Source organism: Janthinobacterium agaricidamnosum (assembly GCF_003667705.1).
Lineage (GTDB): Bacteria > Pseudomonadota > Gammaproteobacteria > Burkholderiales > Burkholderiaceae_D > Janthinobacterium.
In genome coordinates this window covers 2265883-2281462 of the sequence record NZ_CP033019.1, presented here as the reverse complement: position 1 = coordinate 2281462, position 15580 = coordinate 2265883, and the positions used below count along the sequence as shown (strand labels likewise).

The window sequence follows — 15580 nt, the reverse complement described above, 5'->3', positions numbered from 1 at the left end:
GTCAGACCCTCAACACCGCCAACACATAGCTTTGCGCTAACGCATCCGGGGGTCTGACCCCGGACGTCCAGGTTAAGCGGCAATTAATCGTCGTCGTTCGGATCCAGGTCGGGGAACATGACCTCGGTATAGCCGAACTGCGTGAAGTCGACGATACGCATCGGATACAGGATGCCGTGCAGGTGGTCCACTTCATGCTGCACCACGCGCGCATGGAAGCCGTCGCAGTCGCGGCTGATGGGCTGGCCGAACTGGTCGACGCCTTCGTAGTGCAGCTCGCTCCAGCGCGGCACGCTGCCGCGCAGGCCGGGCACGGACAGGCAGCCTTCAAAACCCTCTTCCTTGCGTTCCGACAAAGGCGTCAGCACGGGGTTGATCAGCACGGTTTCCGGCACTTGCGGCGCGTCGGGATAGCGCAGGTTCTGCTTGAAGCCGTAGATCACCACTTGCAGGTTGACGCCGATCTGCGGCGCCGCCAGGCCTGCGCCATTGGCCGCGTGCATGGTGTCGAACATGTCGGCGATCAAGGCATGCAGTTCGGGCGTATCGAATTCACGCACGGGCTCGGCCATCCGCAGCAGGCGCGGATCGCCCATCTTCAGGATTTCACGTACCGTCATTTTGCGTCCAGTGTCGATTGCAGTTCTTGCAGGTAAGTGCGGAAGGCCGCGCCCGTTTCCGGGTGTTTCATGCCCATCGCCGTCGTTGCCTTCAGATAACCCAGCTTGGAGCCGCAATCATAACGCTGCCCCTTGTAACGGTAAGCCAGCACGCGCTCTTCACGCATCAGGGCGGCGATGCCGTCCGTCAACTGGATTTCACCGCCGGCGCCCGTACCGATTTTTTCCAGGTGCTCGAAGATGCGGCTGGTCAGCACATAACGGCCGACCACGGCGAGGGTCGACGGCGCCTCTTCCGGCACGGGTTTTTCCACGATCCCCGACACCAGCTCCAGGTCAGGCTGATAATGCTGGGCGCTGACGATACCGTACTGCCTGGTTTCCGCGCGCGGCACGTCCTGCACCGCCAGCAGGGAACAGTTTTCATACTGGAACACATCGGCCATCTGCGCCAGCACGGGGCGCACGCCCTCTTCCACATCCATGAAATCGTCGGCCAGCAAGACGGCAAACGGCTCGTCGCCGATCACGGGACGCGCGCACAGCACGGCATGCCCGAGGCCCAGCGGCGCCGACTGGCGGATGTAAATACAATTGATGTGCTTGGGAATGACGTTTTGCACCATTTCCAGCAACTGGCGCTTGCCGGCCGCTTCCAGTTCCGACTCGAGCTCATAGGCCGTATCGAAATGGTCTTCGATGGCGCGCTTGTTGCGGCCCGTGATGAAGATCATTTCCGTGATACCCGCGGCCACGGCTTCCTCGACCGCGTACTGTATCAATGGCTTGTCAACGATAGGCAACATTTCCTTCGGTTGCGCCTTGGTCGCAGGCAAGAAACGGCTGCCCAGGCCGGCGACGGGAAAGACTGCTTTTCTGATTTTTTTCATGGGTCTTCTGTAATGAATGATTAGTCTTGCGCCAACAGGGTCAGCAGACCAGCCTCGTCGAGTATGGCCACACCCAGCTCCTGCGCCTTGGCCAGCTTGCTGCCGGCGTCCGAACCGGCCACGACGTAAGCGGTTTTCTTCGACACCGAACCGCTGACCTTGCCGCCGGCCGCCTCGATCAACTCCGCAGCCTCGTCGCGGCTCATGTTGGGCAAAGTGCCCGTCAAAACAAAGGTCTTGCCGTCCAGTTTGCCGCCAGCAGCTGGCATTTCAGGCAATTGTGACAGTAATTCATTTCGTAGCGCGTCCAGTTGACCAAGCAGCTTGACATTGCCCTCATCGGCCAGCCATTGCGCCAGCGCTTCGGCCACGGCGGCGGGCAAGCCCGCGTGGAAGCTGGCACCTTGCGCCGCCAGACTGGCCAGGGTCACGCCCCGCTCCACCAGCTGTTTGCTGCGCGGCTCCGTCAGCTTCGGAATGCCGATGGCGGCCAGCAAGGTGGTTTGTTCGAGCTGCGTGCGCAGCTTGGCGCTGGGCGCGTGTTCGCCTTGCGGCGTGACACCCGCGTCCAGCAATGCCTGCAACGCCTGCTGGTTCTTTTCTTCGGCAAAGAAATCGGCAATCGACTCGGCCACGGTGCCGCCGATGTCGGGCAGCACGCGCAGCAAGGCGGCCGGCGCCCGGCGCACGTAGTCGAGACTGCCCAACCACTCGGCCAGGGTCTTGGCCGTCGATTCGCCCACGTGGCGGATGCCCAGCGCAAACAGGAAACGCTCGAGCGGCGGGCGCTTGCTCGCTTCGATGCCTGCCAGCAGATTTTCCGCCCACTTGGTGGGAATCTTGCCTTGTTGCACTGTTTCCGGCGTCGAACCGTCGCGCTCGTCGGCGCGCAGCTTCATTTCCAGCAATTTATCCAGGGTCAGGCTGTACAGGTCAGCCAGGCCATGCACGTATTCGAGTTCGACCAGGGTATCGATATAACGTTCCCCCAGACCTTCGATATCCATCATGCGGCGGCCCGCGAAATGACGGAACGCTTCCTTGCGCTGCGCCGAGCAGAACAGGCCGCCCGAGCAGCGGGCGATGGCCTCGCCCTCTTCGCGCACCACGTGCGAGCCGCACACGGGGCACGCTTCCAGCATCTTGAACGGCAGCGGCGCCGGCGCCAAGCGTTTATCCAGCACCACGCTCAGCACTTCCGGGATCACGTCGCCGGCGCGGCGCACGATGACGGTATCGCCCACGCGCACATCCTTGCGCAGCACTTCGTCTTCATTGTGCAAGGTGGCGTTGGTCACCGTCACACCGCCCACGGACACGGGCGCCAGGCGCGCCACGGGCGTCATGGCGCCCGTGCGGCCCACCTGGATATCGATGCCCAGCACTTGCGTCAGCGCTTCTTCGGCAGGGAACTTGTGCGCCAGCGCAAAACGCGGCGCGCGCGACACAAAGCCCAGCTCCTGCTGGTCTTCCGTTGCGTTCACCTTGTAGACGACGCCGTCGATTTCATACGGCAAGGAGGGCCGGCGCGCGCCGATATCGGCGTAGTAGGCAAGCAAGCCCTGCGCGCCCTGCACCACCTTGCGCTCCTTGGACACGGGGATGCCCAGGGTTTCGTACCAGTCCAGCAAGGCCGAGTGCGACACCGGCATGGCGGCGCCTTCCAGCGCACCGATGCCGTAGGCATAGAAACGCAGCTTGCGCTGCGCCGTGATGCGCGAATCGAGCTGGCGCAGGCTGCCGGCCGCCGCATTGCGGGGGTTGGCGAATTCCTTCTGCCCCGCTTCGCGCTGGCGTTCGTTCAGGCGGGCAAAATCGCCCTTGAACATCATCACTTCGCCGCGCACGTCGAGCACGGCTGGAATCTTGTCGCCATGCAAGCGCAGCGGGATGCCGGAAATGGTGCGGATATTCGCCGTCACGTCCTCGCCCGTGGCGCCATCGCCGCGCGTGGCCGCCTGCACGAACAGGCCGCGCTCATAGCGCAGGTTGATGGCCAGGCCGTCGAATTTCACTTCGGCAGCATAGTCGACATCCGTACCATCAAGGTCCAGGCCTTCGCGCACGCGGCGGTCGAAGTTGATGATATCGTCATCGGTGAAACCATTGTTCAGCGACAGCATCGGCACCGTGTGCGTGACTTGCTCGAATTGCGGCAAAGGCGCCGCGCCCACGCGCAAGGTGGGCGAATCGGGCGTACGCAAGTCGGGATGGGCCGCTTCCAGCGTTTGCAGTTCGACGAACAGCTTGTCGTACTCGGCGTCGGGGATGGTGGGATTGTCGAGCACGTGGTAGGCGTGCAGGTGCCGGTTGAGTTCGGCCGTGAGTGCCAGGACGCGCGCTGCGGCATCCTGGTTGATCGGATCAGTCATTGTTGCAGGATTCTTCAGCTAAATAAACGCAGGGCGCGGGTGGAACCGGCCGGAATGTCGGCCGCGTCCATTTCCTGGTAAAACTCTTGCACCTGGCCAGCGATCTCGGCCAGCGCCGCATCGGACAAAGCCTGGTTGTAATCGTCGACAATGGTGGCGTCGAGGCGGCCCACCAGCGCCTTGGCGCAGGCGACCATGGCGCCGAAACCGTCGCGCGCGGGCGCCACGCATGGCACGTCCAGCAGCAGTGTCAAACGGGGCGTCGTTTCCTCGGCCAGGGTGACATTCGTCGACAGCGAGAACAGATGGCTGCCTTCGCCGTCGGGCATGACGAAACGGCCGTCCGGACGCACGTCAAAGCCCTGTTTTTCCAGCGCGAACAGCAAGGTGGAAATGGCCCATGGCGCGCCATTCGTGTGCAGGTTCACGCCCAGCTGGGCGTCGTGACCGGCGACGAAACGGTGCAGATTGCGCGCTTCGGCCATCACTTCCATCATGTCGGGCACTTCCGGCTCGGCGCCGATCTCGTCGGCAACGCCGCGCAGGCGCGTGACCAGTTCCGAGTATTCGAGCTCATTGAGGGCCGTACTGCGGCTGGCCAGCTGTACGCCGCCCTGCATCTTGGTGTAGACACCGCCATGCGTGATCGGTTCCCAGTCGCCATTCACATGCAAGCCGATGAAGTGGACGGGCTTGTTGCCCACCAGGCGCAGGGTTTGCAGCACGGGCAGGATCTTGTCGCCGCGCACGGGCGCTTCCAGCGACAAAGGCAGCAGGCAATCGATGAGCGGGTCGACCAGGCTGGTCGCCTGTTCGCTGGCGGCGCTCACTTCCTGCTGCAGCGGCGCGGCCACGGCAGCAGGCGCTTCCACGCCGGCATCGCCAAGCGACGGTTCCGCATGCACGGGGGCTTCGGGCACGGCGCTAGCGGGCGGCGCGCCGAACGATGGTTCGGCCTTGGCGGCGGGCGCCGCGTCAAAGCGCGGTTCCTGACGCAAGACGGGTTCCTGGGCTTCCACCGCAGGGGCGTCGCCCTCGCGCATCAGCACGTCATCGTGGTCGGTGGAAAAAGCCCGCTCCACGCTTTTCTTGGCCTTGTATTCCTGCCATTTGTTGTACGAGAAAACGCCGACGATAAAAACGCCGCCGGCGCCGAACAAGGTAATTTGAAGGTCTGTCATGCTGCTTGTGCCTCGGTTGCAAAATTTGCGGCGGACTCCATGTCCACCGCCACGATGCGCGATACGCCCTGCTCCTGCATCGTCACACCGATCAATTGATGGGCCATTTCCATCGCAATCTTGTTATGCGAAATGAAAAGGAATTGGGTCTGGTCGGACATGCGCTTGACCATGCGGCAGAAGCGTTCCGTGTTCGAATCGTCCAGCGGTGCATCGACTTCGTCGAGCAGGCAGAACGGCGCCGGATTCAGGCGGAACATGGAAAACACCAATGCGGTCGCGGTCAGCGCCTTCTCTCCACCGGACAACAGGTGGATGGTGGCATTTTTCTTGCCGGGAGGCTGCGCCATGACTTGTACACCGGAATCGAGAATCTCGTCGCCCGTCATGGTCAGCCTGGCCTGTCCCCCGCCGAACAGGATGGGGAACAGCTCGGAAAAGTGGTGGTTGACCTTGTCGAACGTGTCTTGCAGCAAGTCGCGCGTTTCCTTGTCGATCTTGTGGATCGCGTCTTCCAGGGTATTGATCGCTTCCGTCAGGTCGGCGTTCTGGGCGTCGAGGAAATTCTTGCGCTCCGACGCCTGCGCCAGTTCGTCCAGCGCGGCCAGGTTGACGGCGCCCAGTGCCGTGATGGCATTGGTCAGGCGCGTGACTTCGCCCTGCAGATACGATGGACGCATATCCGGATGCAGTTTTTCCGTCAGGGCCGCTTCATCGGCGCCCGATTCCAGCAATTGCTGGGCGAATTGCTCCTGGTTCAGGCGCGCGGCCTGTTCCTTGAGCTGCATTTCCATGATCTTGTCGCGCTGCGGCTGCAGGCTGCGTTCCGATTGCGTGCGCGCATCTTCGGACAGGCGCAGCTGCTGCGTAATTTGATCGAGTTCATGGCGCGCGTCGGCCAGCGCCCGCTCCTGCGTCGTGCGGCGCTCGAGCAGATCCTGCAAGCCGTCGGCGGCCGCGCCGCTTTCCAGGCTGGCCAGTTCCTGCTGGCCAGCTTCCAGGCTTTCCGTCACTTGCTGGGCCTGCGTACTGGCCGTGGCGATATTGCGGCGCAATTCCTCGATCTTCGCGCGGTGGGCTTTTTCCGCGTATTCCGTATCCTTGGCGGCCCGCTCCAGGTCGCGCAAGGCTTCGCGCGCCTCGGCCAGCCGCTGTTCCTTCTGCAGGAAATCCGTATGGCCTTCTTCGTGCGCTTCCTGCAAATTGCCCAGCTCCATGTCCAGCTGTTCGAATTTCTCTTCCGATTCGGCCTTGATCTGCTGCTGCTCCGCTTCCTGCGCGGCAATTTCCGCCAGGTCGGCGCCGATCTGCGTGCTGCGCTGGTTGAAGCGCGCTTCCACTTCCGACAGTTTCACCACGTCCAGTTGCAGGGTATGCACGGAGGAAGTGAGCTGCTGTATGCGCAGGCGCAAGTCCGACAGGTTGCGCGTGAGCGTCGCCACGGCGGCGTCGGCCCGCACGGAACGGGCGCGCGCCTCTTCGGCCAGCAATTGCTGGGCGCGCAGCTGCTTGCCGATATTCTCGATTTCCTGCTGGCGGCCCAGCATGCCTTCCTGCTCCGAATCGGCCGCATAGAAGCGCACGCTGGTGGCCGTGACCACGTGACCGGCGCGCGTGACGAAATAGCCGCCCGGCGGCAATTTCGCCCGTTCGGCCAGCGCCTCGGCCGCGTCTTCCACGGCGTAGGCGTTGTACAGCCAATCCTGCAGCAAGCCGCGCAAGCCGGGATCGTTCAGTTTCAACAAGTTCAAAAACGGTTTCAGGCCTGGCACATCCGGCAACGGCAGCGGCGCCACCGTCGATGGCGCGTACAGGGCCAGCTTGGCCGGCGGCGCGTCCGCAAAGAAAGCCTTGGCCCAGTCGATATTCGACAGTTGCAGGGCCGACGTACGCTCGCGCAGGATCGACTCCATGGCCGCTTCCCAGCCCGCCTCGATCTGCAGCTTTTGCCACAGGCGGGGCAAGGTGTCGAGTTCGTGCTTTTTCAGCCACGGCTGGACCTTGCCCTGCGTCTGCACCCGTTCCTGCAATTGTTTCAAAGCAGAAAGACGCGCTTCCAGCTGGGCATTGGCCGCCGTCTCGGCATTGACCTGCGCCTGCGCCTCGGCCCGCTCCTGCTCCAGCTTCGGCTGCTGCTCGAGCGCTTCTTCCAGGTAGAAACCCTGCTCTTCCAGGGTTTGCTGCTTTTCTTCCAGTTGCAGTTTCAGGTTTTCCAGGTGGCTGCTGTCGGGCAAACTCAGGCTGTTCTTTTCCTGCTGTAGCCGCTCGCGGCGGCTCAAGAGGCTGGCCAGGATGTTCGAGGCATTGCGCTGGTGCGCCGATTCCAGTTCCAGCTGCTGCTGGGCCTGCATGATCCGCGCGCGCGATTCCGTGCTCTTGTTTTGCGCGGCGCGCCAGGCGGCGTCCAGCTCGGGCAATTGCTCGCCCTTCTGCTCAGCCATCATTTGCGACTGTTCCACCTTGGCGGCCAGTTCCTCGAGGTGGAATTCCGCCTCTTCGATCTGTTCCTGGTATTCGCCGCCCTGTTGCGTCCACTGGTCGCGCTGGGCCGTCAGGGTGGCCAGCTGGGCCTGCAGGCGGGCGCGCGATTCGATGACGAACTTGATCTGCGCTTCCAGGCTGCCGATTTCCGCATTCGTCTGGTACAGATGGCCTTGCGCCGTATGCAGCCGGTCGCCCACGGCAAAGTGCGCCTGGCGCATCTGTTCCAGGGTCAGCTCGACATTGCGCAGCTTGGCCGTCTGCTCTTCCAGGTCCGTCTGCGCCTGTTCCACTTCGCGGAAATAGCGCGTCTGCTCGTTTTGCGCCTCGTTCTTGCGCAACAGCCACAACAGTTTCTGCTTTTCTTCCTGGTCCGCCTGCAAGGCGTGGAAACGCGTGGCCACGGCCGCCTGCGCTTCCAGTTTTTCCAGGTTGGCATTGAGTTCGCGCAAGATGTCTTCGACGCGCAGCAGATTCTCGCGCGTGTCCTGCAAGCGGTTTTCCGTCTCGCGGCGGCGTTCCTTGTATTTGGAGACCCCGGCCGCTTCCTCGAGGAAGACGCGCAATTCTTCGGGGCGCGATTCGATGATGCGCGAAATCATGCCCTGGCCGATGATGGCATAGGCGCGCGGACCGAGGCCCGTGCCGAGGAAGATATCCTGGATGTCGCGCCGGCGCACGGGCTGGCCATTGATGTAATAGGTGGAGGTGCCGTCGCGCGTCAAGGTGCGCTTGACGGCGATCTCGGCGTACTGGCCCCACTGGCCGGACGCCTTGCCATCGTTGTTATCGAACACCAGCTCGACCGAGGCGCGGCCAGCCGGCTTGCGGTGCGTGGAGCCGTTGAAAATGACGTCCTGCATCGATTCGCCGCGCAATTCGGACGCTTTTGATTCGCCCAGCACCCAGCGCACGGCGTCGATGATGTTCGACTTGCCGCAGCCATTCGGCCCGACCACGCCCACGAGCTGGCCTGGCACCTGAAAATTGGTGGGATCGACGAAAGACTTAAATCCCGACAACTTGATGGAAGAGAGACGCACGTGTTTTAGAGTTCCTGGCCTATGCTGGCGGTTATATTATGGGTGAACCCGGTTCATGTTCAGTTCAGATGCCGCATCGCGACGGCAGCCTGGCCGCTCGCCGCAAAAAAGTGCTTCATCATACCATTTCCTGATGCTTTTCTGGCCAAAAAACCGTCGCGCCAGGTGCCTGCCGGCAGCGGATCAGGGGGCAGGACGGCCATCCTGCGCCAGTTTCCAGTCCGCGCGGGAAAAAACGCGCTCATGGCCGGACAGCACCAGGGCCAGTTTTTGCAGCCATTGTTCGGTCGGCATGGGCTCCGCCTTGAAGCTCAGCACCACCATCAGCGCCAGGCTGGCCAGGGCCAGCGCATGGCTGACGGCAAAATTGACGGCGCCACGGGCATTCCACATGAAGCCCAGCGCCAGCGCCAGGCCCAGCACGCAGCCGCTGACGGCTTCGGACACGCTGTGCGCATGCACGACCACGCGGGATATGGCCACCAGCACGGCAAAGGCCACGCCGACCAGCACGCCGGCATGGCGCCAGCGCGGTTCGGCCCGCTGCAGCAGCACATACATCAGCACGGGAAACACGGCGCCGGCGCGCATGGCGTGGCCGCTGAAACCGGTAAAATCGAGCGTGCTGCTGCCCACGCCCCAACTCATGAAGGCCAGCTTCGACAGCACCACGAGGGCCAGGCCGCCGCCGTACCACAAGCTCCAGCTGAGTACCAGCCGCCACTGGCGCGACACGAGCAGCCACAGGGCGATCGCCACGCCAGCCGGCCCCATCACGGACATGTCGGCCGCAAAAGAAATCCCATTCCACCAAGTCATCGTGCCTACGCTTATTTCATGATCAGCGTGCACTATGCCACGACTGGCCCTGCTTGCACCCGGGTTTTCATCAACTACGGGCAAGAATTACATTCCATTACAATTTCCACCTCGAAAATTGCCATAAGAAAATATTCTCGCGGATGCCGCACCGGCGACGCCTCAGATATTCGTCAGGCGCTTGCCCTTGGGCGGCGCAAAGTCGCGGATCGATTCGACCATGCCCACTACCAGCGCCTGGTCGGCCGTCAGGTGCAGGTCGGAATACGCGTGCACCTGCCACTGCTCTTCCGTCAGGTTGACGTGGCCGCGCAAGATGCGCTCGGTGCGCATGTCGTCGGCGCGCAAGCCCTCGACGATGATGCTGAGCGCATCGGGGCGCGAACCGGGCGAGGCGGTCGCATGCGACTTGTGCACCATGAAGCGGGCCGTGTCGCTGGCATGGCGGTGCCGCCCCGCCAGGAACAGGGTGACGGCGATGGACGCCACGGCGCCCGCGTTGTAGGTGATGATGTCGAGCGGCAACTTGCTGAGGAAGTTGTACAGACAGATGCCATCGCTGACATAGCCGCCGTTGGACTGGATCAGGATGTGCGCGGTGGTGAGCTTGTCTTCCGTGATGTCGGCGGCGGCATTGAAGACGCGCCGCACCATGTCGCTGTTGACGTCGCCGGAGAGGGTAAAGTAACCGTGCTGCTCGGTGTTGTTTTGCGTCTCGCTTTGTGTAGTGTTCATGGCAGGCACCCGCAAGAAAGCCAGGATTTCATCATAGCGCATTCCCGCGCGGCCGGGCGCCCTTTTGCACCGGGCCAGCGCCCCTCCCAGCCCCGCAAACCGGGGCTTTTGCTGCAATTTGGCAACGTCTTTTCAGATTGACAGAAACACCCTGCTGGCATATATTCCTCCCACTTGATCGGGAGAGGGCAACCCAGCGTTGCCGCCGAAGGGGCACTACCCAAAAACTCTCAGGCAAAAGGACCGATCAGGCGGACTGAAGCTGTTGCTTTGGCGACACGTTTTAGCTCAACTCTGGAGAGCGGCCGCGGCACATGCCGGCGGCCCACCGAAGGGGCGCACGGGGCAAGCCCCCGTAATCTCTCAGGTACAAAGGACAGGGGGGTCAGTGATCACGCTGGAAAGCCGTGTTTGGCTATTCTATGTTTTGTTAACTTCCCCCTTTACCTTCGTCCCGAGGAATCCATGACGCTCAAAGCGACCCCACTCAACAACGCCCACCGTGCCCTCGGCGCCCGCATGGTCGATTTCGGCGGCTGGGACATGCCTGTCAACTACGGCTCGCAAATCGAAGAACACAACGCCGTGCGCAGCGACGCCGGCATGTTCGACGTGTCCCATATGTGCGTGGTCGATATCGAAGGCCCGAATGTGCGCGCCTTCCTGCGCGGCTTGCTGGCCAACAACGTCGACAAGCTGCAAGTGTCGGGCAAGGCGCTGTACTCGTGCATGTTGAATGCCGAAGGTACCGTCATCGATGACCTGATCGTCTACTTCTTCAACGAAAACTGGTTCCGCCTCGTCGTCAACGCGGGCACGGCTGAAAAAGACGTAGCCTGGATGCAGCAGCAAAATACCGGCACCAACAGCGGCCTGACGATCACGCAGCGCCGCGATGGCAAAGACGCGATGGCCCTGGTGGCCGTGCAAGGCCCGAACGCGCGCGCCAAGGTGTGGCAAGTGCTGCCGGAAACGCAAGCCGCGTCCGAAGCCATCAAGCCCTTCAACGTCGTCATCGTCAAGGACACGGCCTTCGGCGAAGTCATGCTGGCGCGCACCGGCTACACGGGCGAAGACGGCTTTGAAATCGGCGTGGCCGCCACCCAGGTGGAAGCGCTGTGGAACGCCCTGGCTGCCGCCGGCGTCAAGCCGGCCGGCCTCGGTGCGCGCGACACCCTGCGCCTGGAAGCAGGCATGAATCTGTATGGCCAGGACATGGACGAAAGCGTCAACCCGCTCGACGCGGGCCTGGCATGGACCATCGACCTGGTCAGCGAGCGCGACTTCATCGGCAAGGCCGCCCTGCTGGCGAAAGGCCAGAACGCGCAATTCGTGGGCCTGATCCTGCGCGAAAAAGGCGGCGTGCTGCGCGCGCACCAGAAAGTCATCATCGCCGGCACGGATGCCACGGGCGAAATCACCAGCGGCACCTTCAGCCCGACGATGCAGGAAGCCATTGCTCTCGCGCGCGTGCCCAACGGCGTGGCCGTGGGCGACACCGTGCACGTGGAAATCCGCGGCAAGCAGCTGGCCGCTTCCGTCGTCAAGCTGCCTTTCGTGCGTAACGGTAAAATCCTGGCTGCGTAAGCGTATTTATAGAGCCGCCCGCAAGACCGTACAACCATAATCAATAACGAACACTTACCATCTGGAGCCACACATGAACATTCCTGCAGACCTGAAGTACACCGCTTCCCACGAATGGGTACGCCTTGAAGGCGACGGCACGATCACCGTCGGCATCACCGAGTACGCGCAGGACGCGCTGGGCGATATCGTCTTCGTCGAACTGCCAACCGTGGGCAACAGCTATGGCGCCGGCGACGACGCCGCCGTGGTGGAATCGGTCAAGGCAGCGAGCGACATCTACGCGCCGATCGCCGGCGAAGTCGTGGCCGTCAACGACGACGTGGTCAACTCGCCTGAGTCGATCAACGCCGACGCCTACGCCAACTGGCTGTTCAAGATCAAGCCAGCCGACGTGTCGGCCCTGGACGGCTTGCTCGACGCTGCCGCCTATGGCGCCACCACCAGCGCGTAATCGCGTTTGATTCACGGGCCGCGTTTGCGGCCCGTTTGCATTTAATTTTGTAGCGATACCCCGCCGCCGCGCCCGCGCGCCGCCTCCCGGTTTTTCAGTCTTTTTTGGCCTCTATATCATGACCCGCACCAGCCTGACCCAACTCGAAGCACGCGATGCCTTCATCGCCCGCCACATCGGCCCTTCCGCCACCGAACAGCAAGCCATGCTGGCGACCCTCGGCTATCCATCGCGCGCCGCGCTGATCGACGCCCTGGTGCCAAGCAACATCCGCAACAAGGGCGCCCTGCCCCTGGGCGCGTACTCGCAGCCGATGCCGGAACAGGAAGCCCTGTCGCGCCTGAAAGCCATCGCCGGCAAGAACCAGGTATTGAAGTCCCTGATCGGCCAGGGCTATTACAACACGTTTACGCCAGGCGTCGTGCTGCGCAACATCTTTGAAAACCCGGCCTGGTACACGGCGTACACGCCTTACCAGCCCGAGATTTCGCAAGGCCGCCTGGAAGCGATCCTGAACTTCCAGCAAGTGATCACGGACCTCACCGGCATGGGCATCTCGAACGCCTCGATGCTGGACGAAGGCACGGCCGCCGCCGAAGCGATGACCCTGATCCAGCGCGTGGGCAAGTCGAAATCGAACGTGCTGTACGTCGCCAATGACGTGCTGCCCCAAACCTTGGAAGTGGTGCAGACGCGCGCCCAGCCGATCGGCATCGAAGTGCGCACTTTCGATCCGGCGGAAATCGAGTCGCTGGACGCCTGCTTCGGCGTGCTGCTGCAATACCCTGGCGTGAACGGCGTCGTGCGCGACTACCGCGCCGGCGTGGAAAAACTGCACGCGAATGGCGCCATGGTCATCGTCGCGGCCGACCTGCTGGCCCTGACCATGCTGACGCCGCCGGGCGAATGGGGCGCCGACGTCGTCGTCGGCAACAGCCAGCGCTTCGGCGTGCCGCTCGGTTTCGGCGGCCCGCACGCGGGCTATTTGTCCACGCGCGATGAATTCAAGCGCAATATGTCGGGCCGCCTGGTGGGCGTGACCGTCGATGCGCAAGGCAACAAGGCGTACCGTTTGGCCCTGCAAACGCGCGAACAGCATATCCGCCGCGAAAAAGCGACGTCCAACATCTGCACGGCGCAAGTGCTGCTGGCCGTGATGGCCTCGATGTACGCCGTCTACCATGGCCCTGCCGGCCTGCTGCAGATCGCCCAGCGCGTGCACCGTTTTACGGGCGTGCTGGCCGCCAACCTGAAAACCCTCGGCTATGGCGTCGTCAACGCGACTTACTTCGACACCCTGACCATCAATGTGGCCGATGCGGCGCAGCTGCACGCGACGGCCATGCACCACGGTGTCAACCTGCGCAAGATCGACGCCACCCATGTGGGCGTGTCGCTCGACGAAACCACCACGCGCGACGATATCGCGCTGCTGTGGAAAGTGTTCGCGCACGGCCTGGCCAACGCGCCTGCCGCCCCGGACCTGGACGTCGTCGAAGCGGCGGTGACCAGCGCGCTGCCGGCGCAGCTGGCGCGCGAGAGCGCCTACCTGACCCACCCCGTCTTCAACAGCTACCACTCGGAACACGAAATGCTGCGCTACCTGCGCAGCCTGGCCGACAAGGACCTGGCGCTGGACCGCACCATGATCCCGCTCGGCTCGTGCACCATGAAGCTGAACGCGACGAGCGAAATGATTCCCGTCACCTGGCCCGAGTTCTCGAACATCCACCCGTTCGCGCCCGATGCGCAAACGGTCGGTTACCGCGAAATGATCGCGCAGCTGGAAGAAATGCTGTGCGCGCTGACGGGCTACGCGGCCGTCTCGCTGCAGCCGAACGCCGGCTCGCAGGGCGAATACGCGGGTCTGCTGGTGATCAAGGCCTACCACGAATCGCGCGGCGAAGGCCACCGCAACATCTGCCTGATTCCATCGTCGGCGCACGGCACCAATCCCGCATCGGCCAACATGGTCGGCATGCAGGTCGTCGTCACCAGCTGTGACGCCAACGGCAACGTGGACCTGGCCGACCTGAAAGCCAAGGCGGAAAAGCACAGCGCCAACCTGGCCTGCGTGATGGTCACCTACCCATCCACCCACGGCGTGTTTGAAGAAGGCATCCAGGAACTGTGCGAGATCATCCACTCGCACGGCGGCCAGGTCTACATCGACGGCGCCAACATGAATGCGCTGGTCGGCGTGGCAGCTCCCGGCTCGTTTGGCGGCGACGTGTCGCACCTGAACCTGCATAAAACCTTCTGCATCCCGCACGGCGGCGGCGGACCAGGCGTCGGCCCGATCGGCGTCGGCGCCCACCTGGCGAAATTCCTGCCGAACCAGCGTTCCTCGGGCTACCAGCGCGATGCGGCAGGCATCGGCGCCGTCAGCGCCGCGCCATTCGGCTCGGCCAGCATCCTGCCGATTTCGTGGATGTACATCGCCATGATGGGTGCGGAAGGCTTGACGGCAGCGACCGAGACGGCGATCCTGGCGGCGAACTACATCGCGCGCCGCCTGGCGCCGCACTACCCTGTGCTGTACTCGGGCCACGACGGCCTGGTCGCGCACGAGTGCATCCTGGACCTGCGCCCGATCACGGACGCCACCGGCATCAGCAACGAAGACGTGGCCAAGCGCCTGATGGACTTCGGTTTCCATGCGCCGACCATGAGCTTCCCCGTGCCGGGCACGCTGATGATCGAGCCGACGGAAAGCGAATCGAAAGTGGAAATCGACCGCTTCATCGACGCCATGATCGCCATCCGCGGCGAAATCGCCAAGGTCGCCAGCGGCGAATTCGACCACGACGACAACCCGTTGAAGAACGCGCCGCACACGGCACAGGTATTGATGTCGGACAGCTGGGAGCGCAAGTACAGCCGTGAAATCGCGGCCTACCCCGTCGCTTCCTTGCGTCAACGCAAATACTGGCCACCGGTCGGCCGCGCCGACAACGTGTACGGCGACCGCAACCTGTTCTGCGGTTGCGCACCGATCAGTTCGTACGAGGAAGAGTAAGCAAGAGTAAGCGCCAAGCGCCCGCTTCCGCGGGCGTAGCGACTACAGGAAGGCAGGCCAGACGGCCTGCCTTTTTTTATGCCTACACATCCACGTAGGTCGGATTAGCGCGCAAGCGCGTAATCCGACACATGGTTGGAGCTTGTGGCGATGTCGGATTACGCTCCGCTAATCCGACCTACAACGCCAGCAATGCGGCGCCCGGCAATCCCAGGGCGGTGCCCAGCATCGTCAGCAACACGACATCGCGCCGCTCGCAGCGCGTGCGGTGCGAACTCCAGGCGGCAAACAGCAAGGCCACGGCCACGCCGCTGAGTGAAATGCCCACTTCCGTCATGCCAGCCCTCCCTGCGGATGCAACGCATCCGTCATGGTTTCC

The 15580-nt window shown here is 63.0% G+C and carries 11 protein-coding genes and 2 riboswitches; of the genes, 3 read left to right on the top strand and 8 right to left on the bottom strand.

What is annotated here, in order from left to right; genetic code table 11:
• Positions 1–83 precede the first annotated feature (83 nt).
• The 7 genes from def to D9M09_RS10450 all read right to left on the bottom strand — a co-directional run bounded on the left by def (position 84) and on the right by D9M09_RS10450 (position 10141).
• Positions 84–620: a peptide deformylase gene (gene def / locus D9M09_RS10480; RefSeq protein ID WP_070221525.1), complete on the bottom strand. Its 537-nt coding sequence runs from the start codon at positions 618–620 to the stop codon at positions 84–86.
• A complete protein-coding gene (gene galU / locus D9M09_RS10475; RefSeq protein ID WP_070221526.1) occupies positions 617–1510 on the bottom strand; it encodes a UTP--glucose-1-phosphate uridylyltransferase GalU in 894 nt (297 codons plus the stop codon). Before galU ends, def begins: the two co-directional genes overlap by 4 nt.
• A 20-nt stretch (positions 1511–1530) precedes the next feature.
• The gene (gene ligA, locus D9M09_RS10470; RefSeq protein ID WP_121669218.1) at positions 1531–3882 is read right to left on the bottom strand and encodes an NAD-dependent DNA ligase LigA; all 2352 of its coding nucleotides are present in this window, start codon (positions 3880–3882) and stop codon (positions 1531–1533) included.
• A 14-nt stretch (positions 3883–3896) separates the two neighbouring features.
• Complete coding sequence (locus D9M09_RS10465; protein WP_070287991.1) at positions 3897–5063, bottom strand: cell division protein ZipA C-terminal FtsZ-binding domain-containing protein; 1167 nt, start codon at positions 5061–5063, stop codon at positions 3897–3899.
• A complete protein-coding gene (gene smc / locus D9M09_RS10460) occupies positions 5060–8587 on the bottom strand; it encodes a chromosome segregation protein SMC (protein ID WP_121669217.1) in 3528 nt (1175 codons plus the stop codon). Before smc ends, D9M09_RS10465 begins: the two co-directional genes overlap by 4 nt.
• 183 nt (positions 8588–8770) lie before the next feature.
• On the bottom strand, positions 8771–9406 hold the full coding sequence (locus D9M09_RS10455) for a phosphatase PAP2 family protein (RefSeq protein WP_230505599.1): 636 nt from the start codon (positions 9404–9406) through the stop codon (positions 8771–8773).
• Between the two features lie 162 nt (positions 9407–9568).
• The gene (locus D9M09_RS10450) at positions 9569–10141 is read right to left on the bottom strand and encodes an ATP-dependent Clp protease proteolytic subunit (RefSeq protein WP_070288509.1); all 573 of its coding nucleotides are present in this window, start codon (positions 10139–10141) and stop codon (positions 9569–9571) included.
• Between the two features lie 169 nt (positions 10142–10310).
• A riboswitch (glycine riboswitch) is annotated at positions 10311–10397 on the top strand.
• Positions 10398–10425: 28 nt separating this feature from the next.
• Positions 10426–10531, top strand: a riboswitch (glycine riboswitch).
• A 75-nt stretch (positions 10532–10606) separates the two neighbouring features.
• On the opposite strand from D9M09_RS10450, the gene gcvT reads away from it, so the two are divergent.
• The 3 genes from gcvT to gcvP all read left to right on the top strand — a co-directional run bounded on the left by gcvT (position 10607) and on the right by gcvP (position 15201).
• A complete protein-coding gene (gene gcvT, locus D9M09_RS10445; protein WP_121669216.1) occupies positions 10607–11728 on the top strand; it encodes a glycine cleavage system aminomethyltransferase GcvT in 1122 nt (373 codons plus the stop codon).
• Between the two features lie 73 nt (positions 11729–11801).
• The gene (gene gcvH, locus D9M09_RS10440) at positions 11802–12182 is read left to right on the top strand and encodes a glycine cleavage system protein GcvH (protein WP_070221532.1); all 381 of its coding nucleotides are present in this window, start codon (positions 11802–11804) and stop codon (positions 12180–12182) included.
• A 118-nt stretch (positions 12183–12300) separates the two neighbouring features.
• Positions 12301–15201, top strand: a complete 2901-nt coding sequence (gene gcvP / locus D9M09_RS10435; RefSeq protein WP_121669215.1) for an aminomethyl-transferring glycine dehydrogenase — start codon at positions 12301–12303, stop codon at positions 15199–15201.
• Positions 15202–15379: 178 nt separating this feature from the next.
• Here gcvP and D9M09_RS28880 read toward each other — a convergent pair whose 3' ends face one another.
• Entirely contained in the window at positions 15380–15538 is a 159-nt protein-coding gene (locus D9M09_RS28880; protein ID WP_162995629.1) for a hypothetical protein, read from the bottom strand.
• Between the last annotated feature and the right edge of the window lie 42 nt (positions 15539–15580).